Source organism: Streptomyces sp. NPDC002156, assembly GCF_053593675.1.
On sequence record NZ_JBSFDA010000052.1, the window covers coordinates 26,670 to 47,673 of the forward strand.

General features: G+C 69.0%; 18 protein-coding genes. 10 read left to right on the plus strand and 8 right to left on the minus strand.

Annotation, left to right across the window (positions count from 1 at the left end; translation table 11 throughout):
- Positions 1-40: 40 nt before the first annotated feature.
- Together ACWCRB_RS21855 and ACWCRB_RS21860 are read left to right on the plus strand one after the other, a co-directional pair.
- A complete protein-coding gene (locus ACWCRB_RS21855) occupies positions 41-6,937 on the plus strand; it encodes a polymorphic toxin-type HINT domain-containing protein (protein ID WP_450997616.1) in 6,897 nt (2,298 codons plus the stop codon).
- A 517-nt stretch (positions 6,938-7,454) separates the two neighbouring features.
- Positions 7,455-8,105, plus strand: a complete 651-nt coding sequence (locus ACWCRB_RS21860; RefSeq protein WP_450997617.1) for an RDD family protein — start codon at positions 7,455-7,457, stop codon at positions 8,103-8,105.
- Positions 8,106-8,199: 94 nt separating this feature from the next.
- On the opposite strand, the gene ACWCRB_RS21865 is transcribed toward ACWCRB_RS21860, so the two are convergent.
- The 5 genes from ACWCRB_RS21865 to ACWCRB_RS21885 all read right to left on the minus strand — a co-directional run bounded on the left by ACWCRB_RS21865 (position 8,200) and on the right by ACWCRB_RS21885 (position 11,277).
- A complete protein-coding gene (locus ACWCRB_RS21865) occupies positions 8,200-8,763 on the minus strand; it encodes a DUF1062 domain-containing protein (RefSeq protein ID WP_450997618.1) in 564 nt (187 codons plus the stop codon).
- A 239-nt stretch (positions 8,764-9,002) separates the two neighbouring features.
- Positions 9,003-9,659 carry a DinB family protein gene (locus ACWCRB_RS21870; protein ID WP_450997619.1) on the minus strand — a complete coding sequence of 219 codons (657 nt, stop codon included), beginning with the start codon at positions 9,657-9,659 and terminating at the stop codon, positions 9,003-9,005.
- A 51-nt stretch (positions 9,660-9,710) separates the two neighbouring features.
- A complete protein-coding gene (locus ACWCRB_RS21875) occupies positions 9,711-10,883 on the minus strand; it encodes a methyltransferase domain-containing protein (protein WP_450997620.1) in 1,173 nt (390 codons plus the stop codon).
- Positions 10,880-11,059 carry a hypothetical protein gene (locus ACWCRB_RS21880; protein WP_450997621.1) on the minus strand — a complete coding sequence of 60 codons (180 nt, stop codon included), beginning with the start codon at positions 11,057-11,059 and terminating at the stop codon, positions 10,880-10,882. Before ACWCRB_RS21880 ends, ACWCRB_RS21875 begins: the two co-directional genes overlap by 4 nt.
- On the minus strand, positions 11,056-11,277 hold the full coding sequence (locus tag ACWCRB_RS21885) for a hypothetical protein (protein WP_450997622.1): 222 nt from the start codon (positions 11,275-11,277) through the stop codon (positions 11,056-11,058). Before ACWCRB_RS21885 ends, ACWCRB_RS21880 begins: the two co-directional genes overlap by 4 nt.
- Before the next feature lie 106 nt (positions 11,278-11,383).
- On the opposite strand from ACWCRB_RS21885, the gene ACWCRB_RS21890 reads away from it, so the two are divergent.
- Both ACWCRB_RS21890 and ACWCRB_RS21895 read left to right on the plus strand, forming a co-directional pair.
- Positions 11,384-12,211, plus strand: a complete 828-nt coding sequence (locus ACWCRB_RS21890) for a helix-turn-helix domain-containing protein (protein ID WP_450997623.1) — start codon at positions 11,384-11,386, stop codon at positions 12,209-12,211.
- Positions 12,208-12,417: a DUF397 domain-containing protein gene (locus ACWCRB_RS21895; RefSeq protein WP_450997624.1), complete on the plus strand. Its 210-nt coding sequence runs from the start codon at positions 12,208-12,210 to the stop codon at positions 12,415-12,417. Before ACWCRB_RS21890 ends, ACWCRB_RS21895 begins: the two co-directional genes overlap by 4 nt.
- A gap of 54 nt (positions 12,418-12,471) precedes the next feature.
- Here the strand turns inward: ACWCRB_RS21895 and ACWCRB_RS21900 are convergent, their stop codons facing one another.
- Entirely contained in the window at positions 12,472-13,503 is a 1,032-nt protein-coding gene (locus tag ACWCRB_RS21900; protein WP_450997625.1) for an ArsR/SmtB family transcription factor, read from the minus strand.
- 187 nt (positions 13,504-13,690) lie between these two features.
- Here ACWCRB_RS21900 and ACWCRB_RS21905 point away from each other — a divergent pair, with 187 nt between their 5' ends.
- The 4 genes from ACWCRB_RS21905 to ACWCRB_RS21920 are packed head-to-tail and all read left to right on the plus strand — an operon-like array spanning position 13,691 to position 18,020.
- Positions 13,691-14,647, plus strand: a complete 957-nt coding sequence (locus tag ACWCRB_RS21905) for a hypothetical protein (protein ID WP_450997626.1) — start codon at positions 13,691-13,693, stop codon at positions 14,645-14,647.
- Positions 14,644-15,162 carry a hypothetical protein gene (locus ACWCRB_RS21910; RefSeq protein ID WP_450997627.1) on the plus strand — a complete coding sequence of 173 codons (519 nt, stop codon included), beginning with the start codon at positions 14,644-14,646 and terminating at the stop codon, positions 15,160-15,162. Before ACWCRB_RS21905 ends, ACWCRB_RS21910 begins: the two co-directional genes overlap by 4 nt.
- A gap of 15 nt (positions 15,163-15,177) precedes the next feature.
- On the plus strand, positions 15,178-17,331 hold the full coding sequence (locus ACWCRB_RS21915; protein WP_450997628.1) for a glycoside hydrolase domain-containing protein: 2,154 nt from the start codon (positions 15,178-15,180) through the stop codon (positions 17,329-17,331).
- 11 nt (positions 17,332-17,342) lie between these two features.
- Positions 17,343-18,020 carry a hypothetical protein gene (locus ACWCRB_RS21920; RefSeq protein ID WP_450997629.1) on the plus strand — a complete coding sequence of 226 codons (678 nt, stop codon included), beginning with the start codon at positions 17,343-17,345 and terminating at the stop codon, positions 18,018-18,020.
- Positions 18,021-18,459: 439 nt separating this feature from the next.
- Here the strand turns inward: ACWCRB_RS21920 and ACWCRB_RS21925 are convergent, their stop codons facing one another.
- Together ACWCRB_RS21925 and ACWCRB_RS21930 are read right to left on the minus strand one after the other, a co-directional pair.
- Positions 18,460-18,879: a cytidine deaminase gene (locus tag ACWCRB_RS21925; RefSeq protein ID WP_450997630.1), complete on the minus strand. Its 420-nt coding sequence runs from the start codon at positions 18,877-18,879 to the stop codon at positions 18,460-18,462.
- Between the two features lie 184 nt (positions 18,880-19,063).
- Entirely contained in the window at positions 19,064-19,312 is a 249-nt protein-coding gene (locus ACWCRB_RS21930) for a DUF6243 family protein (protein WP_450997631.1), read from the minus strand.
- A gap of 110 nt (positions 19,313-19,422) precedes the next feature.
- Between ACWCRB_RS21930 and ACWCRB_RS21935 the strand changes: the two genes are divergently transcribed.
- Positions 19,423-20,064: a TetR/AcrR family transcriptional regulator gene (locus ACWCRB_RS21935; RefSeq protein ID WP_450997632.1), complete on the plus strand. Its 642-nt coding sequence runs from the start codon at positions 19,423-19,425 to the stop codon at positions 20,062-20,064.
- A 177-nt stretch (positions 20,065-20,241) separates the two neighbouring features.
- The gene (locus ACWCRB_RS21940; protein WP_235479623.1) at positions 20,242-20,994 is read left to right on the plus strand and encodes a bifunctional DNA primase/polymerase; all 753 of its coding nucleotides are present in this window, start codon (positions 20,242-20,244) and stop codon (positions 20,992-20,994) included.
- The last annotated feature ends 10 nt before the right edge of the window (positions 20,995-21,004 follow it).

Genomic DNA, 21,004 nt, shown 5'->3' on the forward strand with positions numbered 1-21,004 from the left:
AGACCTTCAGCGGACTTTCACACGAACGGGGAGTGCAGTCATGGGTGGGCTACGCCGGACACGGCTGTGGGTCGTCACTCTCACCGCGGGCGCCCTGGTGGCCGCAGGGCTGGGCACAGCCCCGGCCGCCTGGGCGACCGAGCGGCACGGCCACCACACGGTGGACGTGCCAGAGGCCAGGAAGGGCACCGCCGTGCCCTTCCGGACCAGGACCCTCGCGAAGAAGGACCCTGCCCAGGCCGCTGCCGCCCGCACGGCCGCTCAGGTCGCGAAACCGGCCGTCTGGCCCACGGCCGCGACGGCCACGCTGCCCGTCGCGGCCGGGGCGAGCGCCGCCAGGACCGCATCGGTCGGACGGCTGCCGCTGAAGGTGAGCGCCCCGGCCAAGGGCGCGGCTCCGGCGAAGGTGACCGTCAAGGTGGCTGCTCACGGCACCGCGACCGCCCTCGGTGTCAACGGCACGGTGCTCTCCGTCGCCCGTGCCGACGGCCGCAAGGGCACCGGCAAGGCCCGGCTCACGCTGGACTACTCCGGCTTCGCGAACGCCTTCGGCGGTGACTACGCCTCCCGCCTCACCCTGGTCCGCCTGCCCGCCTGCGCCCTGACCACCCCGAAGCTGAAGAAGTGCCGGACGACGACACCGGTCGCCACCACGAACGACGTCGCACACCACACCCTGACCACCACGGCGACGGTCGGTTCTGCCACCTTGACCACGTTCGCCGCGACCGCCTCCGCCGCCAAGTCCGGCGCCGGTTCCTACCAGGCGACCTCGCTCAACCCCTCGGCGTCCTGGAACGCGGGCGGCTCCAGCGGTGACTTCACCTGGTCGTACCCGCTGTCGGTGCCCCCGTCCAACGGGGGCCCCGCGCCGAACCTCGCCATCACGTACGACTCGCAGAGCGTCGACGGCCGGCTGCCCTCGACCAACAACCAGCCGTCGTGGGTCGGCGAGGGCTTCGACCTCTCCACGTCCTACATCGAGCGCTCGTACGACTCCTGCGACGACGACGGCCAGTCCGGCAAGAACGACGAGTGCTGGGCGACCGACAACGCCACCCTCGTCCTCGGCGGCAAGTCCAGCCCGCTCATCAAGGACAAGACCTCCGGTACCTGGCACCCCAAGACCGACGACGGCGAACGGGTCGTCCGCTCCACCGGAGCCGTGAACGGCGACAACGACGGCGAGTTCTGGACCGTCACCACCCAGGACGGCACCCAGTACGTCTTCGGCAAGAACCGTCTCCCCGGCTGGGCCACCGGGGACGCGGTCACCAACTCCACCTGGACCGCCCCGGTCTTCGGCGACGACTCCGGCGAACCCGGCTACGACCAGGGCACCGCCCTCTCCGGCCGTGCGCTCACCCAGGCCTGGCGCTGGAACCTGGACTACGTCGTGGACCCGCACGGCAACGCGATGTCGTACTGGTACACCAAGGAGACCAACTACTACGCCAAGAGCGGCACCACCACCGCCAACGGCACGGTGTACGACCGCGGTGGCTACCTGAGCCGGATCGACTACGGCATCACCGCCTCCACGGTCTTCGGCACCGCCCCGGAGAAGGTCGCCTTCACCACCGCCGAACGCTGCCTCGTCACCAGCACCGAGACCTGCGCCTCGCCCACGTCGGCCACGGCCTCGCACTGGCCGGACGTGCCCTTCGACCAGATCTGCGCCTCCGGCAAGGTGTGCGACGCGACCGGACCGACGTTCTTCTCCCGCAAGCGACTCACGGGCGTCACCACCAGCGTCTGGGACGCGAGCCTGGCCACCCCGGCCTACCGGTCCGCCGACAGCTGGGCCCTGGACCAGTCCTTCCCCGACCCGGGTGACGGCACCTCGGCCGGCCTGTGGCTGAAGTCCATCACCCGCACCGGCAAGGACGGCGGTTCCGTCGCCATGCCGCCGGTCACCTTCGAGGGCATCCAGCTCTACAACCGCGTCGACACCACCCACGACGACATCGCCGCACTCGTCAAGTGGCGTGTCCGCAAGGTCACTTCGGAGACCGGCTCGGTCCTCACCGTCAACTACTCCGACCCGCAGTGCGTCGCCGGTACGACCATGCCGAGCGCTCCCGACTCCGACACCCTGCGCTGCTTCCCGACGTACTGGCAGCCGCCGTACACCACCGATCCCCAACTGGACTGGTTCCACAAGTACGTTGTCACGCAGGTGACGGAGTCGGACCCGACGGCCGGTGCTCCGCTGAAGGAGACCGACTACACGTACAACGGCTCCCCGGCCTGGCACTACGACAGTGACAACGTCACCTCCCCGGCCAAGCGCAAGACCTGGTCGCAGTGGCGCGGCTACGGCAGCGTCACCACGACCACGGGCGACGCGCAGTCGACCCGTACGAAGACGGTGGCGACGTACTTCCGTGGCATGGACGGCGACAAGCAGTCCGACGGCAGCACGCGCAGCGTCAAGGTCACGGACTCCACGGGGACCGCGGTCACCGACTCCGATCCGCTGGCCGGCAACGTCCGGGAGTCGATCGCCTACAACGGCTCCGCCGAGGTGTCCGGGACGATCACCGACCAGTGGATCCACCAGACCGGCACCGACGGCACCCGCGCCTCGGGCTACACCCGCGCCCACGCCGTCCACAACCGCACCGATCTGTCCTCCGGCGGCACCCGGAACACCACGGTCACCACGACCTACGACGACTCGACCGGCGCGGCCCTGACGGTCGACGACTCGGGCGACAGCGCGGTCACCGGCGACGAGCAGTGCACCCGCACCACCCTCGCGAGCAACACCACCGACTGGCTGATGGCCTTCCCCGTACGGGTCGAGACGGTCGACGTGGCCTGCGGTGCCACGACCCAGCGACCGGACGACGTGATCTCCGACGCCCGCACCCTCTACGACAGCCAGGCCTACGGCACCGCCCCGACCCTCGGCGACGAGACCTCCACCCAGCGCCTGTCCTCGTACTCCGGCGGCAGCCCGGTCTACCAGACGGTCTCCACCAGCCATTTCGACACCCAGGGCCGGGTCGACTCGGTCAAGGACACCAACGGGGCGACCGTCAGCACCACCAAGTACACGCCGACCACCGGCGGCCCCCTCACCAGCACGATCACCACCGACGCCAAGACGTACTCGACGACCACCGACTTCGACCCCGCCCGGGGTATCGCCACGTCCGTCGTCGACCCGAACAGCAAGCGCACCGAGTACACCTACGACGCCCTCGGCCGGGTGACGGCCCTGTGGCTGCCCAACCGGTCCAAGGCCGCGGGCCAGTCCGCGAGCCTCGTCTACACGTACACGATCTCCAAGACCGCGGCCTCGGCGGTCTCCACCGGCAAGCTCAACAACGACGGCACCACGTACGACACCACGTACGCGCTGTACGACGCGCTCCTGCGCCCCCGCCAGACCCAGACCCCGGCACCGGACGGCGGCCGGGTCGTCGCCGAGACGAAGTACGACAGCCGGGGCCTGGCCGTCGAGGCCGATGCCGACTACACCGACGCCACCGACGCGTCCGGCGCGCTGGTGAACATCACCTCGGCCGTCCCCGCCCAGACCCTGACCACCTACGACGGTGCCGGGCGCGCCACGGCCGCCGACTTCTACGCCAACGGTGCCAAGCGGTGGACGACGTCGACGTCGTACGGCGGCGACCGCACGACGGTCACCCCGCCGCAGGGCGGCATCGCCACCACGACCCTCACCGACACCCTCGGCCGCACCACCGAGACCCGGCAGTACGACAGCGGCAGCCCGTCCGGCCCGTACACGTCGATCAAGTACGCCTACGACGCGAAGAGCCGCCTGAAGTCGGTCGTCGACGACGACGGCAACACCTGGTCGTACGGCTACGACCTGCTGGGCCGCAAGACCAGCGCCACCGACCCGGACGCAGGTACGACCACCACCGCGTACAACGAACTCGACCAGGTCGCCTCCACCACGACTGCCGTCGGCACCTCCGACGAGAAGACCCTCAGCTACACCTACGACGCCCTCGGCCGCCGGACCGACATGTACGACGGCACCACCAAGGACGCCACCCACGAACTGGCCAAGTGGACGTACGACTCGATCCTGAAGGGGCTGCCCACCTCGGCGATCCGCTACGTCGGCGGCAGCGCGGGCAAGGCGTACATCAGCCAGGTCGGCACCTACGACTCCCTGTACCGGCCGACCCTGACCCGGGTCACGATCCCCTCGGTCACCGGCGAGGAGGCACTGGCGGGCTCGTACACGTCGACGATCGGCTACAACCTCGACGGCACCGTCCAGGTGACCTCGGACCCGGCCGCCGGCGGCCTGCCCAGTGAGTCCCTGGAGTACGGCTACAACAGCCTGAGCATGCCGACGACGCTGAACGGCGCCACCGGCTACGTACAGAAGACGGCGTACACCAAGCTCGGTGACATCGGACAGGTCACTCTCGGCGTCTCCTCGTCCGACACCGCCAAGTGGCTGCAGGTCACCAACACCTACGAGGACGGCACCCGCCGTCTGCAGCGCGAACTGGTCACGGACGACGCCCAGACCGCCCCCGTCCAGGACACCACCTACACGTACGACGACTACGGCAACCCGACCAAGACGGCCACCCATGCCGACGGCACCGACGACGTCCAGTGCTACCGCTACGACGGCCACGACCGCCTCACCCAGGCCTGGACCGCGACGGACGGCTGCGCCGCAGACGCGTCGACCGCCGTCCTGGGCGGCCCGGCACCGTACTGGCAGAGCTTCTCCTACGACGACCTCGGCAACCGCAAGACCCAGACCGACCACGCGACAACGGCCGGTGCCGCCGACACCACCACGTCGTTCGTCTACCCGCCGGCCGGTACGAGCCAGGCCCACACCCTCACCTCGTCGACCACGACCACCGGCAGCACGTCGACGACCGACTCCTACACCTACGACGCGTCCGGCAACACGCACACCCGCACCCTGAACGGCCAGACCCAGACCCTCGACTGGGACGCCGAGGGCCACCTCGCCAAGGCCACCGACGCCGACGGCACCTCCGTGTCGTACCTGTACGACGCCGACGGCAACCGGCTGCTCTCCCGCGACGACTCCGGCACGACCCTCTACCTGGGCGACACCGAGGTTCGCCTCGCCAAGGGCACGACCACGACCACCGGGACGCGGTACTACACGTGGGCGGGGCAGACCGTCGCCGTCCGCACCAGTGCGGGCAGCCTCCAGTGGCAGGTCACGGACGCCCACGACACGGCCGAGACAGCCGTCGACGCCACCACGCAGACGGTGACGCGCCGCCGCCTCGACCCCTTCGGCAACCCGCGAGGCACCCAGCCGACGTCGGCCGCGTGGCTCGGCGACAAGGGCTTCGTCGCGGGCATCCAGGACACGACAAGCGGCCTGACCCACCTCGGCGCCCGCGAATACGACCCGACGATCGGCCGCTTCGTCTCGGACGACCCCGTCCTGGAGCTGACCGACGCCCAGCAGATCGACGGCTACACCTACGCCGCCGACAACCCCCTCACCAGCAGCGACCCCAGCGGCCTCGAAATCGGCTCCCGGCCGAACTCCTGCCAGTACGACCTCGCCAACTGCGACGCCGCGACGCAGAAGGCGGTGGGCTACGACTCCGGCACCGGCACGGCCAGTGGGGGCACCAGCAGTGGCGGTGGCGGTGGCGGTGGTGGTGGGGGAGGCGGTGGCGGAAGCTCCCACCACAGCTGCGGCTGGTCGCTGTCCTGCTACGGCTCCAAGATCGTCCACAAGGCCTACCACGCCGTCCAGCAGCACCCGGTCATCGCGGCTGTAGTGGCCACGGCGGTTGTCGTGGGTGTGGTCGCCTGTGTCGTCGCGACGGCGGGCGGCTGCGGGGCGGTCCTGGTGGCGGGCGCCGAGGGCTTCACCGCGGGCGCGGAGATGGGCAGCCTCGGCGGAGCCGTGGTGGGTGCCTCGGCGGGCGTGATCGGCGAGGGCGGGGCTGTCATCGCCGGGGCAGCGGGCATCGCTGGGGCGGGTGCGGCGGCCGTGGCGGAGGGAACCGAGACAGCTTCCGCCGCCAAGGCAGCGACGAGTTCCGGGGCCAAGGCCGCGGACACCGCGGCGGAGGGGACCGCCGGCTCCGGTGTGGCGAGTGGCGCCGACCGTGCCGAAACGGCCGCACCTCGCAGCGGCGCCGCCCAGTGCACCCACAGTTTCCTGCCCGCCACCAAGGTCCTCATGGCCGACGGCCACGAGAAGAAGATCAAGGACATAAAGCAGGGCGACAAGGTCCTGGCCACCGACCCGCAGACGGGGAGGAACCAGTCACGCACTGTCGAAAAGCTGATCACTACCAAGCACGACAAGGACTTCGCCACCATCACGATCCGCGACGGCGCCAAGTCGTCGAAGCTCGTGGCGACGGTGACCCACCCGTTCTGGGTCGATTCCGCAAAGGACTGGATCAACGCCGGCCATCTCAAGCCCGGTATGACCCTGCACACGGCCTCGGGTGCGTCAGTCGCGATATCGGCTGTCACGATCTGGCACCGTCCACATCTCACGAACGATCTGACGGTTGCTGTCACGCATACGTACTACGTGGTGGCGGGGGCCACGCCGGTTCTGGTGCACAATTGCGGCACTGGCGACGACTTGATCCACGTGTACCGGGCTGCGCAGCGGGGAAATGGCGAAGATGAGCTTGCCAATGGACTCAACCCGAGCCGCCACGCTGGAGGAAATGGCTTGGCCTACGTGGGTTCGGAGGATGTCGTCATCAAGGGCTATGCCGACTATTCGGTCGGTACACATGAAGACTTCTACACCAAGTTCACCTTCAATCGCTCAGACTTCGAGAAGAATTTCGGTACAGGCCTCGATTATGAGGGCGGCCCTGGGAAGGAATGGGAGATACCTCATGCAAAGATTGAACTTTTCAATCAGCTGACGATAGGAAAGGAAAAGCTGTGGGCTCCATGGTAGAAGGGCGGGACATCCATGACCTTCCTGTGTCGGAGTGGGGTCAGATCGGCTCTGACCTCGTCGGGAGCGTCGTTGATGCGAGAATCCTGTGTGTCCATCCATTCGGGGTGGGTGTGGAGTTGACTGTGCAGGGTGCCTACGGTCACGTCAATCCTCCGCGTGTGACGGATGACCGTTTCACGATCGAAGAAACGACAAAGCATATAGGCGAAGTTCGGAGGGCTCTCGTGTTGGCTGCGGATCCAGGTCGGCAGCCCACTCTGTCGCTTCGTCCGTCTCAAATCCCGGCCACCTGACAAGGTTGTTGCGTGTCTTGGTGGGTGAGCTCGGTGTCGTGGAGCATGTGATTACCGGAGCTTTTTATGCGCTCGAATGCTCCAGATCGGCTGACGCGGGTCAGGCGGAGTTGGTGGCCAAGAACCTGTATGAAGCGGCCGATTATGTGGCTGTTTCAGGGCGACGGAATCTCTGACGAACTGGCGCAGTTGCGTGCATTCATTGAACGAGGGGTGGGCGAATGAACGACGTAGCTGCGGTCAATCGCGAGGGTGTGGAGGGGGTTCCCTCCATGGTTGTCAGGGCGATGGGGCGGGAGTGGTACCGGGAGCAGTTGGCCGGTATGGATCCGGTGCGGGGGACCCGGCCTGCGGGGGCTTCGGTGGAGTACGTCGGTGACGTGGCCGCTGTCGCAGCCGCGACCGGCAGTCCTGTGCTGGTGCTGGCATCCAACGGCCGCAGGATCGCGGCCCGCCTCGTGGACACGGCGATCGCTTCGGTGTTCGCCTGCCTCGGCTTCATGGCCGCGGCGGCGTCGAGTGACGGTGCCGCGCTGATCGTCCTCGTGCCCTTGGGGTTCGCGGCGGGCGGGTTGGTGTACTTCCTGCCGCTGGTGCACTGGTGGGGTACGACCGTCGGGAAGCGGATCTTCGGTCTGCGAGTGGTCCGGCTGTGGTCGGACGGAACCCTTCCGCCGTCCTGGAAGGACACCTTCGTCAGGGAGTTCGACCGCGCGGCCTTCATGTGCATCCCCGGGCTGAACCTGCTGGTCGGTGCGATCCTGCTCGCCCAGATGGCCAAGGACCGGGGAACCTACCACCAGAGCAAGTACGACCGCGCGGCGCGCACCGTTGTGGTGAGGTGGCCGGCGGTGGAGAGGAATCAGGGCTAGTCAGGCTTCGGGGGCTTCTCTGGCGGAGGCCTCCCGCTGGGTGGGGCCTGCCCGGCCCGGATCTTGCCGGACAGGCCCTTGGTCCTGGGAGGGTTCAGCGCTTCAGCGTGAACGTGAAGTCGCCGGAGAGTTTGCCGCTCAGCCGGACCGCCGAGACGATGTTGCCCTCCTTGATCAGCCTCTCGACCTCGGCTCGCGACAGACCGCAGCCTTCTGCGATCAGCCGTACCGGCCGGACCGGGATCCGCGCTGCGAAGCGGACCGATACATCGATCGCATCGGTCATCTCGCGGTCCAGGTGATGGTGATCCGGTCCGCCGGTGTCGAGGCGCCAGGCGTTGTCCCAGTCGAGGGCGATGCGATTGCGGCGCCGTACGACCGGATCCTGGAGCAACTCGGCTGCCAGGCCAGGGTCGTTGTCGTGCAGTCGGTCCAGTAGCTCGGGGTGTATGGAGCGTACGTTCAGGCGCTCCAGGACCGTGAGTTTCGTGGTCTCCCCGCAGGTTGTGCAGAGCGCGAGGAGCCAGACGTCGAGGAGCTTGTGGTTGGCGTTGACGCGGAATTTGCCGCTTGTCCGGAAGGTGTCGGACGCGCACGCGTGGCAACGGCGGCGAACGAGCGGCAGGCAGGTGGGCATGACAACCCAGTTTTCGAGCACAGAAGTACACCGGTTTCAGGGTGAGAAGTCCGCAGCAAAAAGCAGCACGGCGCACATGCCTGGATGTGCGACGCGCGACAGATCAGCACTCGGGGGGTCTCACACGGTGTACAACGGGACGTCCTTGCCTAGACGACTCTGGTCCGGCAGCATGGTAATGGCGCACGGCGGCGCCGCTCCACTGGTTTTTGATCGCTTCGCGGGCGGTGTGGTCGGCGCTGGAGAAGAATCAGGGCCGGTCAGTCACCGTCACCGTTGAAGCCGTCCGACTCCGCATCGGTGCTGTCTCCGCTGTCCTCTCGGCCGGAGGCCTCCCGTGCCGCGTGTTCCAGTCGGCTCCGGTGGCCCTCCCACCATGCTCCGTCGCCCGGTGGCATGTTGTCGTTGACCTGCATCAGGCCGACGGCCCCGTCGATCAACTCTCGCACGATGTCGGCGTGGCCGGCATGCCGTTGGGTTTCGGAGATCATGTGCACCAGGATGTGGTGCAGTGTCACCTCTCGGTGTTCCTCCGGCCACCACGGGACGTGACCGATCGCGTCGAGTGCCAGCGTCGCGATCGTGCCGTTGGAGTGTTCCCACGCTCGGCGATACAGCCCAACGATCTCCTCGCGCGACTCTTCGGCAGTGGCCCACATGTCCGAGTTGGGCTCTGCGTCCTCCGTGTACCACCAGGGCGGCGGCTCCTCGTCGAAGAACGGCCGTCCGAACGTGTCGCCGAAGTACCCCAGTTCCACACTGGCGACATGTTTGACCAACCCCAAGAGGTTCGTGCCCGTGGGGGTCAGCGGGCGGCGGATGTCATATTCCGAGAGCCCGTCGAGCTTCCACAACAGCGTTTCACGTCCGCCTTGCAGGTAACGGAGAAGGTCCGCTTTCGGATTCGGTTCGATCATGCCGGGCAGTCTTCCACCCACCACTGACAGCCCAGCAATGACAGTCGGGCTTTACGAAATCCTGCCCATGGACGCGCACCACTCCCTGCGCCACAGGTGACACTCGCCATCAGGTGTGATGCGGACCCGCGCGCCGAGCAGCGGCAACGAGCCTTGCACGTTGAGGCGTTCGCGGATGCGGTCCAGGGCGTGCCACAGGCGTTGCGGGCCGGCCTCGTGCACCTCCGGAGGGGCCGTTCCTTCGGCCGAGGCGCGTGCCCATGAACCGTCCGGGTGTGCCAAGTAGGCGGTTCTCGTCCGGTCGTTGGTCTCGTAGGCGAGTTCGACGCCAGGTGTCGTGACCTCCAGCATCGAGCGGAGTTCCCGCGCGTTCGCCACGTCCAGTACCGGATAGCGGCCCGTGGTCGTCGTCTCCCCCTGCGATGCGCGGGCGTGGGTGAACAACTCGGTGAGCGGAGGCGGGTAGTTGTCCCCGGAGCGCGTGAGCATGAAGCCGGCGGTGTCGTGTTCCACCCTGCCCAGCACATCGCCGTTCGGTTGCTTCCAGCCCGTGATGACGAGAGACGTCCGCGCGAGCGTCGTCGCGATAGGGCCGCCCGGTGCCAGAGCGGCCAGCACCGGGCGGAGTCCCGGGCCCGTGGGCAGTCCGACCGTTGCGACGATCCGGTCGTACGTGCCCGGTACGCGTTCCGTCGCGTCCCCGGTGATGAACTTGGGGTGCAGGCCCAGGGCGGCCAGGCGGGAGGCCGCCGCTGTGGTCAGGTAGGCGTCCACGTCCAGGCTCGTCACGTAGCGCTCTCCGATACGGCAACACGCGTACGCCGCCAGGCCACCGGCTCCGGTGCCCAGGTCCAGGAGCGACAGTCCCGTTCCGAGTCGTCCGTGCCGGAGCATCCGGACGACCAGGCTCGGCTGCGTCGCGGATGATGTGGGCAGCCCTTCGGGACGGTCGCCGGGCATCGCGTGGTCGGCGTGCAGACCGCCGACCCTGGTGACCAACGACCGGTCCGCGTACGCCACTTCAGCCCACGCGTCCTCGTTGCTCCCGCCCTCCCGGAGAACCCACCCGCCCGAACCGTCGGACTCCCACCAGCGCGGGACCAGTTCGTGCCGGGGGACGGCCGCCACCAACGGGCGCCACCGGGAGTCCGGGTCGGTCACCTGGTCGGCGAGTGCGCCGGCCCTCTTCTCCCAGTTCACGACGGAGTTCACGACCGCGTTCACGACTGCTCCCCGTGCTCGGCGGCAAGGTGCCGCGCACGCAGCACGCGGCAGTCGGTCACCTTGCTCGCGTCCCATTCCGTTCTGGCGACGGCTTCCGTCTGGTCGAGTTCCTGGCAGACCGGGCAACCAACGGGCTTGGTGGGCGTGTTGGGGTCGGTGTCGGTGTTGTGGGTCATGCCACCTCACCTCTGCTCCTCGCGTTCTCGCGCGCTGTTCTGGCGCTGAGGCGTTCGGCGGGTGTGGCCAGGCGGACGTGCTCCGGAACCGCGTCCCACTCCGTTCCGCCGCAGACCGGACGCAGGGACCAGTACGGGCCGGTCGTACCCCGGAACTCCCCGACTCGGCCTTCACGACTGGTGTCCACGACGAGCGTGCCGGGCGTCGGTACGTACACGATCACTCCTCTCCGTAGTCGCTCCACTACTAAGGTGTTTCAGCGTGGCCCACGGGCGGGAACCCTTCAACTTGTCAGGCGAGCACGAAAGGTTGATGAAAGAACTTTGAACCGCAAGGAGTTGGACCCGGACAGTTCGCCCCAGGCAGCCTTCGGGGCGCGCTTACGCACTGCACGGGAAGAGCGTGGCTGGACGCAGGAAGAGCTGGCAGAGCGGATGGGGTACTCCAGCACGCATCTCTCGTCGGTCGAAACCGGCCGCAAACTTCCAACCTTGCGCCTCGCGCGTAGTGCGGATTCGGTGTTCGGGACGGGCGACGTGTTCGAGCGCGCGTTTCGAAAGGTGCGGAACGCGGGGCTGTTGGAAGGGTTCCCGCAGTTCGTCGACCACGAGGCGCAGGCTGCGGAGATCCGGCTGTACGAGGTGGGTGTTGTCCCCGGTCTGCTTCAGACGCCGGAGTACGCGGCGGTCCTGGCGCAGAGTGACGTGCGGCGGGGCGCGATCACGAGCAAGCAGGCGGACGAACGCGTCGCGCTCGTCGCGGAACGGCAGGCCACGCTTCTGCGGACACCCCCGCCGATGGTCTTCGTGGTGCTGGACGAAGGCTGCATCCGGCGACCGATTGGCGAACCCGCCGTCATGGGCGCTCAGTTGGCGCGGCTGGTCGAGTTCGCCGAGCTGCCGAACACCGTCCTCCAGGTTGCCCCGTTCGAGATGGGGGCCAGGCGTCCATTCAGCTTGCCGCTCTACATCGTGACTCTGCCTGACCGGTCGCTCGTGTCCTATGCAGAGTCCGCCCATCGGGGCCATCTCGAACGCGAAAGCACGTTCGTACTGCCCCTGTTGACGGCCTACCATCAGCTACAGGCTGAAGCGCTTTCTCAGGCAGCTTCTGTGGCCATGATCGAGCAGTTACGAAAGGGCACCCCGTGACGACCGAATCCCCGCGTTGGTTCACGTCCTCGTACAGCGAAAACGGCGGCGCTTGCGTAGCGGTCGCCGCAAACCTCGCCGCCACTCGCGGCGTGGTCCCCGTCCGTGACTCCAAGGACCCGAGCGGACCGGTCCTCGGCCTCCCCGCCGACGCGTTCTCCTCCTTCGTCGAGGGCGTCAAGGCCGGAGAGTTCGGCTCCGTCTGACCGACCGGCTCCGTAGACACCGCCCAGCGGCGGAAGCTCCGCAGGGCGGTGTCGTCACGTCGGCTGTGTTCCGCTGTGGGCCCCGGCCGTGGGACGGGGCGGCTCGTCGTCCGGTCGGCGTCCTTCCAGCAGGGCCTGGCCGAGCGGGGTCAGCGTGTGCCACACGGTGTTCTTCACCCGCTGGCTGATGATCAGGTTCGCGTCCCGCATGGTCGCGGTGTGTTCGCTCGCCGAGGCGGTCGAGATGCTCAGCCGCCGGGCGAGCTCCCCTCCTGTGGTGCCGTCGGACGCCGCGATCTCCTCCAGGAGCGCCGCGCGAGTACGTCCTAAGAGGCGTCCCAGAGCGGCCGGCCGCGGTGTCCCGGAGTCGTCCGTGAGCAGTTGGAGGCTCCGGTTGGCGGGGTACACCAGGACCGGGTTCAGGTCACCGTCCCGGAGCGTGATGGGGCGGCCCCAGCAGAAGTACGAGGGGATCAGGAGCAGTCCCCGGCCGTTCAGGACCAGATCCTGACGTACCGGGTAGTCCACCCTGAGCACCGGCGGCTCCCAGCGGGCCAGCGGATGGATGCTGCCCAGCAGCCGTTCGACGCCGCCGTCCAGGAGGTCGCGCGCCCGCAGGGCCCGTTCGCCCTCGATCACCGTGCGGATGCGGTGCCATGGGCGGCCGAGTACCCGCTGGTGGTAGCGGCGTACGGCGCTGCCGAGCCCGCGCATCGTCTCCGGCTCGCCCTGGGCCAGCCGACGTATCCATGGGGTTGCCTGGCGCCGGGCGGGCAGCAGGGCAAGTTCGCTGCGCAGCCGGGTGCGGTCGACGCTCGTGATGGCGTCGACGGCGGACTCCAGGGTGGTGCCCGCGCCCGGCGTCAGGAAGTCGGGCGAGTAGCCACGCGGTGGCGCGAGCCGGCGCAGCAGGGAGATCGACGGGTCGAGCGGGTCGGGGACCGTGGCCCGCCAGGGCCCGAACACGATGTGGTCCGGTGAGCCGCCGAGCGCGTGCAGGCTCAGCAGCATCTCCCAGGCCGGATCCGGCGCCGGGGCGAGGCGGACCCGCCCCAGATCCTCAGCAGAGAAGTAGATGTTCAGCACAGGCAGAGCCCCCCGAGGCGACTGGTTGTGCAGTAAGAGTGCGGAGCGGGTGCGAACAGTTGCACCGTCGCGTTCACAAGGGTCCCGTGAGCCCGGTCTTTCGGCTGAGACCGAAAGTGAATGCGCCCCGAGAGCCCCCCGGACAGCCTGAAGGCGACCGAAGACGTACGGGCAGGGGGGAGACCTGGTGCGTGGATTTGCCGCGCTGTCACTGATGCCACTGCTGTTGCTCGCGACGCTCACCGCCTGTGGACCGGGTGACGCGACCGAGCCGCCCGAGCCCGCAGCCTCTGACGCGGTGCTCCCGCGGCAGGCGACCACCGGTGAGCTGGTGACGCTGAGTCTGGCCGAGGACATCCTGGAGCGGCGTTGCATGGCCCGCGCCGGGTTCCACCTGCCGACGGCACCCGAGCCGGCCCGGACCGGTACCGAGCCGCCACCGATGGCGCTCGTCCTCGCCGACGTGCCGTGGGCCCGCGAGCACGGCTACGGCTCCCGCGTCCGTACTCCCGGGGAGATCGCCCGACTGCGGGCGAACGACCCGGTCGGGGACTACCTGCGTGCACTGACGCCGCCTCGGCGCGCCGAGGCACTGCGCGCCTGGCAGGGCGGCGGCGTGGACACCGTCGAGGTCACCCTGCCGGGCGGCGCCACGACGGGGCGCAGCACCCGGGGGTGCACCAGCGAGGCTCGCGGCGAGTTGTACGGCGACTTCCGCACCTGGTTCGGCGCGGACGCCGTGGACCGCGATGTCACGGCGCTGGCTATGAGCCGGACGCAGACGGACCCCGCGTACACGAAGGCGCTGCGCCGCTGGTCGGACTGTGTGGCCGGGCGCGGACTGCCCCACGAGTCGCCGGGGGCCCTGCGGGCCGCGCTGGGCGACTCGGCGCCCGTCGCCAAGGAGGTCGAGTACGCCGTCGCGGAGGCATCCTGCGCCGTCGGCTCCGGCCTGGCGGCGGTCGCAGGGGACGTCGAGGAACGGCATCTCGCCGAGGTGCGCGAGCGGTATCGCGCCGATGTGACCAACGCCCGGCGGATGCGGCTCGCCGCACTGCCGAAGGCGGAGCGGATCGTCCGCGACGAGGACGCGTCGCGGCACAACACCCAGAAGAACAACACCCAGAAGAGAGGCACGACATGAAGCGGTACGTACGAAGCATTCTGGCGACGGCGGCGGTGATCGGGCTGGTCGCCGGAGCGGCTCCCGCCATGGCCGCCACGGACGCGGGCCCGTCGACGGCGGCCAGTGCCCCGACCCCGGTACGGCCCGGCGCCGACCTCAGCGCGCTGGCCGCGGCCGACAGCGCCGACGGCTACCTCTACGCATGGGACCTGCCCAACTTCCAGGGGGACTGGTGCAATTGGGACCGGGACGACGAGTGGTGGGGAGACGCGTGCGGCGGCTTCAACGACCGCGCCACGTCCCTGTGGAACAACGGGTTCCCCGGCAACTTCAGCGAGGTCGCGCTGCGCCGGGACGTGAGCCCGAGCACCAACCAGTCGTCGTTCTGCATCGAGGCGGGCAACTACTACGCCGATCTGTCGCTGGGCTACGAGAGATTCCTCGACGGCGGCTGGGCGGACAACGCGATCAGCGGACACCGGTGGTTCACCGACGACGCGGACTACATCCACGACCCGCACTACGCCTGCTGACCGGAGCGAGGAACCATGACCTACATCCTCAACGAGCGCCACACCTGGGGGCCGTACGCCCCCTGGTACCTGAGAGCGCACGCATCCGCACCCCCCGAGCCCAACACGAATCCGGAGAACAAGTGGCTCGGGCACATGGGCGTGTTCCTGCACTACCTCGGCTCCGGCAGCACCAGCAACCTGCTCACGGAGGAGGACTGCCGCCAGGCGGTCGCCGATGTCTACACGGACCACAAGCTCGGCGACGAGTACAACGGAGACATCGCCTACAACTTCCTCGTCTGCCCGCACGGCCACATCTACGAGGGGCGCGGATTCCAACGCGGCGAGGCGAACGCCGGTGAAGCCGGCAGCATCGACGGCGTGGGGCGCAACGAGGGTTTCTACTCGATCCTTGGCATGATCCGCTCCGCGGACGTCGCGGGCGAGCCCATGCTGCGAGCGATCAGGGACCTGATCTTCTATCTGCGTCACCACGCCACCCCGCGGACCGGGAACAGGATCTTCCCGCACTCTTACGGCTACGACACGGACTGCCCCGGCGAACTGCACATGTACGCGCGGCCCGGATCGGTGGTCGACCCGTCCGCGCCGTGGCGGGCGCTCCCCGACATCTACGTGTCCCGGACGCAGAGGTGGGTGAACAAGACCTACGAGACGGCACCCGGGTACGTGGCCTGCGCCGAAACCGGCTACACCGGCTGGAACACTGTCCTCGCCCTCACCCAGGGACTTCAGCACGAACTCGGCATATCTCCCACCGTCCAGACGTTCGGCCCCGGCACCTTCAGCGCCGTGAAGAACCGTGCGCTGCTGCCGGATTCGGAGCCGAACCAGAATCTCCTGCGCCTGTACAACGGGGCGTTGTGGTGCAAGGGCTACTGGGCCTCCCCCTTCCTGGTCGGATGGGGCACGGACTCCCAGACGTCCCTTCAGCAGCTCTACGGCGACATGGGCCTGGACTACGGGAACGTCGGGCAGCGCGTGGCCATGTGGCCGCACGTGCTGAAGTCCCTGCTGCGCATGGACCAGTTCCGCCTCGTGCCAGGCGGCGACCCCCACGTCCGGGCGATCCAGCAGCGGCTCAACTCCCGCTATGTCGCGGGCATCGGCATTCCCGCGATGAGTCTGGTGCCCTGCGACGGGATCTACTCCCGCGATGTCCAGCAGGGGCTCATGATGGCCATCCAGTACGAGATCGGGATCGCCCTGGGCTCGATCAACGGATACTTCGGGCCCGGGACACAGGCCGCCCTCAAGGGAAGGGGATCGGCGGCTCTCACGGGCGACCTGCGGTACCTCTTCCGTGCCGCGTGCTACTTCAACTCACCGACGTACACGGCGAACGGCCAGGCGCGCTACCTGGCGGCGGACATCGGCACCGATGCCCAGACCGGCACGCACCTGGGCTGGCTCCAGTCCTTCCAGAGGTTCTCGCAGATTCCCGTCACGGGCCACAACGACTACACGACGTGGGCGCAGCTCCTCGTGTCGTCCGGGGACACCTCCCGCGACGCCACCGGCTGCGACTGCATCACGGAGATCACCGCGCAGCGGGGGCAGTTGCTCAAGGCCAACGGCTACTCGATCGTCGGGCGCTATCTGGACGAGCACCTCGCCCCGGGTGACGACGGCTACCTCGGCAAGGCACTCAAGCCGGGCGAGCCGCAGACCATTCTGAACGCCGGGCTGAGGTTCTTCCCGATCTTCCAGTACAACGGCACGGAACTCGGCAACTTCACCTACGACAAGGGCTACGACCAGGGCAAGAAGGCCCACCAGAAGGCCGTGCAGCACGGGATCGGTACCGGCACCTGCATCTACTTCGGGGTCGACTACGACGCCACCGACGAGGAGATCACCAGCCACGTGGTGCCGTACTTCAACGGCGTCAGGGCCGGGCTCACCGAGCTGGGCGGCCGCTACACGTTCGGCGTCTACGGGTCCCGCAACGTGTGCGTCCGGGTGTCGAAGGACGCCGGGGCCCGCTGGTCGTTCGTCTCCGGGATGTCCTGGGGATTCTCCGGGAACCTCGGCTTCCCGCTGCCGGAGAACTGGTCGTTCAACCAGATCCACGAGTACGAGTTCCAGGCGGGCTGGGGCCTGGACCACAACATCTGGCGCGACGGCAGCGATCCCGGTGTGTCCGCCGTCGGCCAGGGCGAATGAGGAGGAAGCCGATGATCTCCAGACGCGGTCTGCTGCGTGTCGCCGCCGGCACCGGTGTGCTCGCCGTGGTGTCGGGCACGTCGATCACCTCCGCCTCGGCCGTCGAGCCGTCCACCGGGCAGTGGTCCGGCGAGGTGTCCGCCAACGGCTGGCGGATCGACCCCGCCTCCGTCACGGTCCACCACATCCAGGGGTCCGCCGCCTCCCTCGGGCTGCGGCGCGGTGACGCCGGGGCGGTGCTGCTGCACGTCGCGCGCCGATGGCACTACGAGATCGCCGCGCTCGACACGGGCGAGGGCGGTGGTGTCACCGGCCACACAGCACGGCGCACGGTGGGGGCCGACTTCGAGTCGAACCACCTCTCCGGGACCGCTGTCGCTCTTCACCCCACCGCCTATCCGCTCAACGGAAGCGAGGGACTCTGGCCGTATCAGGAGACGATCGTGCGGGACATCCTCGCGGACTGCGACGGCACGGTCGTCTGGGGCGGCGACCTGACCCCGGTGAAGGTCTCGCACTTCCACATCGCCGCCCGCCCCGGCGACAGGGCCCTGGCGCGTGTCGCGGCCCGGCTGGAACCCGGCCGGTCCGATGCGCCCCGGGCCCAGACAGCGGGCACGGTCGCCGACCCGGCCGCCCCGTCCCGCAGAACCATGGCACGCCGCCTGCAACGGGCTCAGGGCGACTGAGCCGGAGAGGAAGGAGAGCGGGAGCCAGGGCCTCGACCGGCCCGTGGCTCCGGCTTGTTGCTCAGGGAACCGGCGTCGTGGCCTCCCGCGGGGTCCGCGAGGAGGCGCTCGTAAACGGCGTCCGGCGGCGGACGGACCTCCGCCCGGGGATCGTGGGTCCGGTCGGGCCCGTTCGCGACGGCAGCCCGTACCTCGGGCGAGGGGTCGCCCGCGAGCCGGGCCCGCTGTTCGGGTTCCGCCTGGCCGCTCATCGCGAACATGGCTCGTGCCCGCGGGAGCGGGTGGGCGAGGATCGTCGCCACGGCCGACTCGGGGAGCCCCGGCCGACGGGCGGGCCGTGGCTCCCGTCGTCGAAGGCGACCATGTCTCAGTTTCCCCGAACGCTCGTTCTGTGCGCAGTCGCTTCGGACACCTTGTACGCCGCTGACCCGCCGCGCCGCTACTCGGCGTCGAGATCGAGTTGATGATCCGCCCAGACATACGTCTCGGGGAGCAACTCGGTGACCGGGACCGCTCGGAGGGCGTCCGCCTTGCCGACGATGACCCTGAGCGTCGGGAAGTAGTCCAGGAGGACCTGGCGGCATCGGCCGCACGGCGGGACGACCCCCCGCTCGCGGTCGCCCACCGCGACGATCGTGTCCAGGTCGTACGCGCCCTGGGCCGCCGCCGTACCGATGACCACCAGTTCCGCGCAGGGGCCTCCGGTGAAGTGGTAGGCGTTCACCGCCGTGACGATCCGGCCGTCCCGGGCGCGGGCCGCTGCCGCCATGGTGTGGTTGTCGCCCCGGCACCGCGTGCGGGCGATGTGCGCCGCGGCCTCGATGAGTTCGTGGTCCACGGGGTGGGGGTGCGTGGTCATCGTCTCCGCTTCTCCTTCTCCGTGGCTACGGCGGCCGACGATCACGAGTGTCGTCGCCGCCAGGATGCCCCACAGAGCTGTCGAACCGTCCGCCCGCTCATACCGTAGTGCTAAGGCAGCTGCGCACCCTGGCCCACGGCGGCCCGCACACCACAGGCGAGACGGCCCACGCCGAGCGGCCCGGTCACTGATCCGGTGAGTCGCTGACTTCCGCCGTGTCCGCTGTAGCCGCCGTCTCCGTCGTACGTCCGTCCTGCGCGCCCTCTTCCTCCGCGCGCTTCTCCTGCAGCTTGCGCACCAGCTCCCGTTTCTGGGCCTGCGGGTCCGTGCCGCCGCCCACCTGCTTGCCCCGGCCGCCGCCTCGCAGGGCGCTGCGGCCCAGGTTGCTGCGGGTGCCGCCGACTCCGAGCATGTTTCCGCCGCCTCGTGCCATCGCACATCTCCTTCTGCTGCAGATGAATGACGATACGTATCGTCTCGCCAAGTCGGACTCTCTCACCTTCCGCGAGACGCTCCGTCTTGTCAACCTGATAAATTGCCGACATGGTCCAGAAGTCCACCCCCGCCAAGCCCGCCCCCGACTCCACCCGCCGCAGCGAGAAGTCCCGCCGCGCCATCTACGAAGCCGCCCTCGCCCTCATCGGCGAGGTCGGGTACCAGAAGACGACCATCGAGGGCATCGCCGCCCGGGCCGGAGTCGGGAAGCAGACCATCTACCGGTGGTGGTCCTCCAAGGGGGACGTCCTCATGGAGGCCTTCGTGGATCTGAGCGAGCAGGCCGCCGAGGCCGCCGCGCCCGGCCAGGCGTACGTCATCCCCGACACCGGCGACCTGGCCGCCGACCTCAAGGCCGTCCTGCGCCTCACGGTCGACCAGCTGCTCGACCCCGTGTTCGCGGTCCCCTCCCGAGGCCTGGCCGCCGAGGGGCTCGTCAACGAGGAACTCGGCCGCAGATACGTCGCCAAGCTGCTCGAACCGTCCCTCCAGCTCTACGTCGACCGGCTGCGCGCCGCCCAGGAAGCCGGGCAGGTGCGCGCCGACATCGACCCCCGTATCGCCCTGGAACTCTTCGTCTCCCCGCTCGCCCAGCGCTGGCTCCAGTACACCGGGCCGATCTCGTACGAGTACACGGACTCCCTCGTCGACTACGCCCTCCACGGGATCGCCTCGCCCAGTGCCAAGTAGGCCCAGGATGGCCGAAAACGGCAGGTGTCAAATCCTGCTAATCAACCGGAAAACGGCCGATCCCACCTCCCGTACGCCTCGTCCCACCTACCCCGGATGTCGGCTCCGGCCTCCCGCAGCGCAGGATGGTGGGACCATGGAGCAGGCTGTCCGCACAACAGCGAGGCGAGGCGATACATGAGCGCGGAGTTCGGCGGTCGTACGACGGGCCGGCAGGGCAGGATCTCCCAGTGGCTGCGTGGCCGCCGAGCGGATGCCCACGAGGCCGCCGCCGGCGCCGAGCGCGGGCGCCGTGAGGAACTGCTGCTCGCCGCCGCCCGTGCGGGACTGCCCCTCGCGCCCGCCGCGCACCCCTCCGCCTACCGGTGTTCGTGCGACCGCGTCGGCTGTCCCACGCCCGCCCGGCACCCGATCTCCTTCGCCTGGCAGACGCAGTCCACCACCGACCGCGCCCAGATCGAGCGATGGGCCAGGCATCAGCCGCAGGCCAACTTCATCACCGCGACCGGCATAGTCCACGACGTGCTCGACGTGCCCCTCGAAGCGGGGCGCGAGGCGCTGGAGCGGCTCCTCGGGGCCGGTATCGAGGTCGGGCCCGTCGCCGAGAGCGACGACGGTCGGCTGCTGTTCTTCACGCTCACCCGTGGCACCCCGGACGACGAGGACGAGTGGTGGCCCTGCGAGTTGGACTGCCACCCCGAGACCGCGGACGAGCATCCGGGCCTGCGCTGGCACTGCCGGGGCTCCTATGTCCTCGTACCGCCCGCCCGGTTGCCCGGTGACCAGGGCGTGTACTGGGTACGCGGACCGGAGTTCGCCCTCCCCGACCCGCTGAGCCTCCTCGAAGTCCTCACCGACGCCTGCGCCCGGTACGCCGGCGAGGAGCCCGACCACGACCACGCCGCCACGGCCTGGCCCTCCCGAGGCTGAACCCCCGCCA

Coding starts and splice junctions, on each gene's coding strand:
- ACWCRB_RS21855 (WP_450997616.1), top strand. CDS start 41: ATGGGTGGGCTACGCCGGACACGGCTGTGGGTCGTCACTCTCACCGCG.
- ACWCRB_RS21860 (WP_450997617.1), top strand. CDS start 7,455: ATGAACGACGTAGCTGCGGTCAATCGCGAGGGTGTGGAGGGGGTTCCC.
- ACWCRB_RS21870 (WP_450997619.1), bottom strand. CDS start 9,659: ATGATCGAACCGAATCCGAAAGCGGACCTTCTCCGTTACCTGCAAGGC.
- ACWCRB_RS21880 (WP_450997621.1), bottom strand. CDS start 11,059: ATGACCCACAACACCGACACCGACCCCAACACGCCCACCAAGCCCGTT.
- ACWCRB_RS21910 (WP_450997627.1), top strand. CDS start 14,644: ATGAAGCGGTACGTACGAAGCATTCTGGCGACGGCGGCGGTGATCGGG.
- ACWCRB_RS21915 (WP_450997628.1), top strand. CDS start 15,178: ATGACCTACATCCTCAACGAGCGCCACACCTGGGGGCCGTACGCCCCC.
- ACWCRB_RS21920 (WP_450997629.1), top strand. CDS start 17,343: ATGATCTCCAGACGCGGTCTGCTGCGTGTCGCCGCCGGCACCGGTGTG.
- ACWCRB_RS21925 (WP_450997630.1), bottom strand. CDS start 18,879: ATGACCACGCACCCCCACCCCGTGGACCACGAACTCATCGAGGCCGCG.
- ACWCRB_RS21930 (WP_450997631.1), bottom strand. CDS start 19,312: ATGGCACGAGGCGGCGGAAACATGCTCGGAGTCGGCGGCACCCGCAGC.
- ACWCRB_RS21935 (WP_450997632.1), top strand. CDS start 19,423: ATGGTCCAGAAGTCCACCCCCGCCAAGCCCGCCCCCGACTCCACCCGC.
- ACWCRB_RS21940 (WP_235479623.1), top strand. CDS start 20,242: ATGAGCGCGGAGTTCGGCGGTCGTACGACGGGCCGGCAGGGCAGGATC.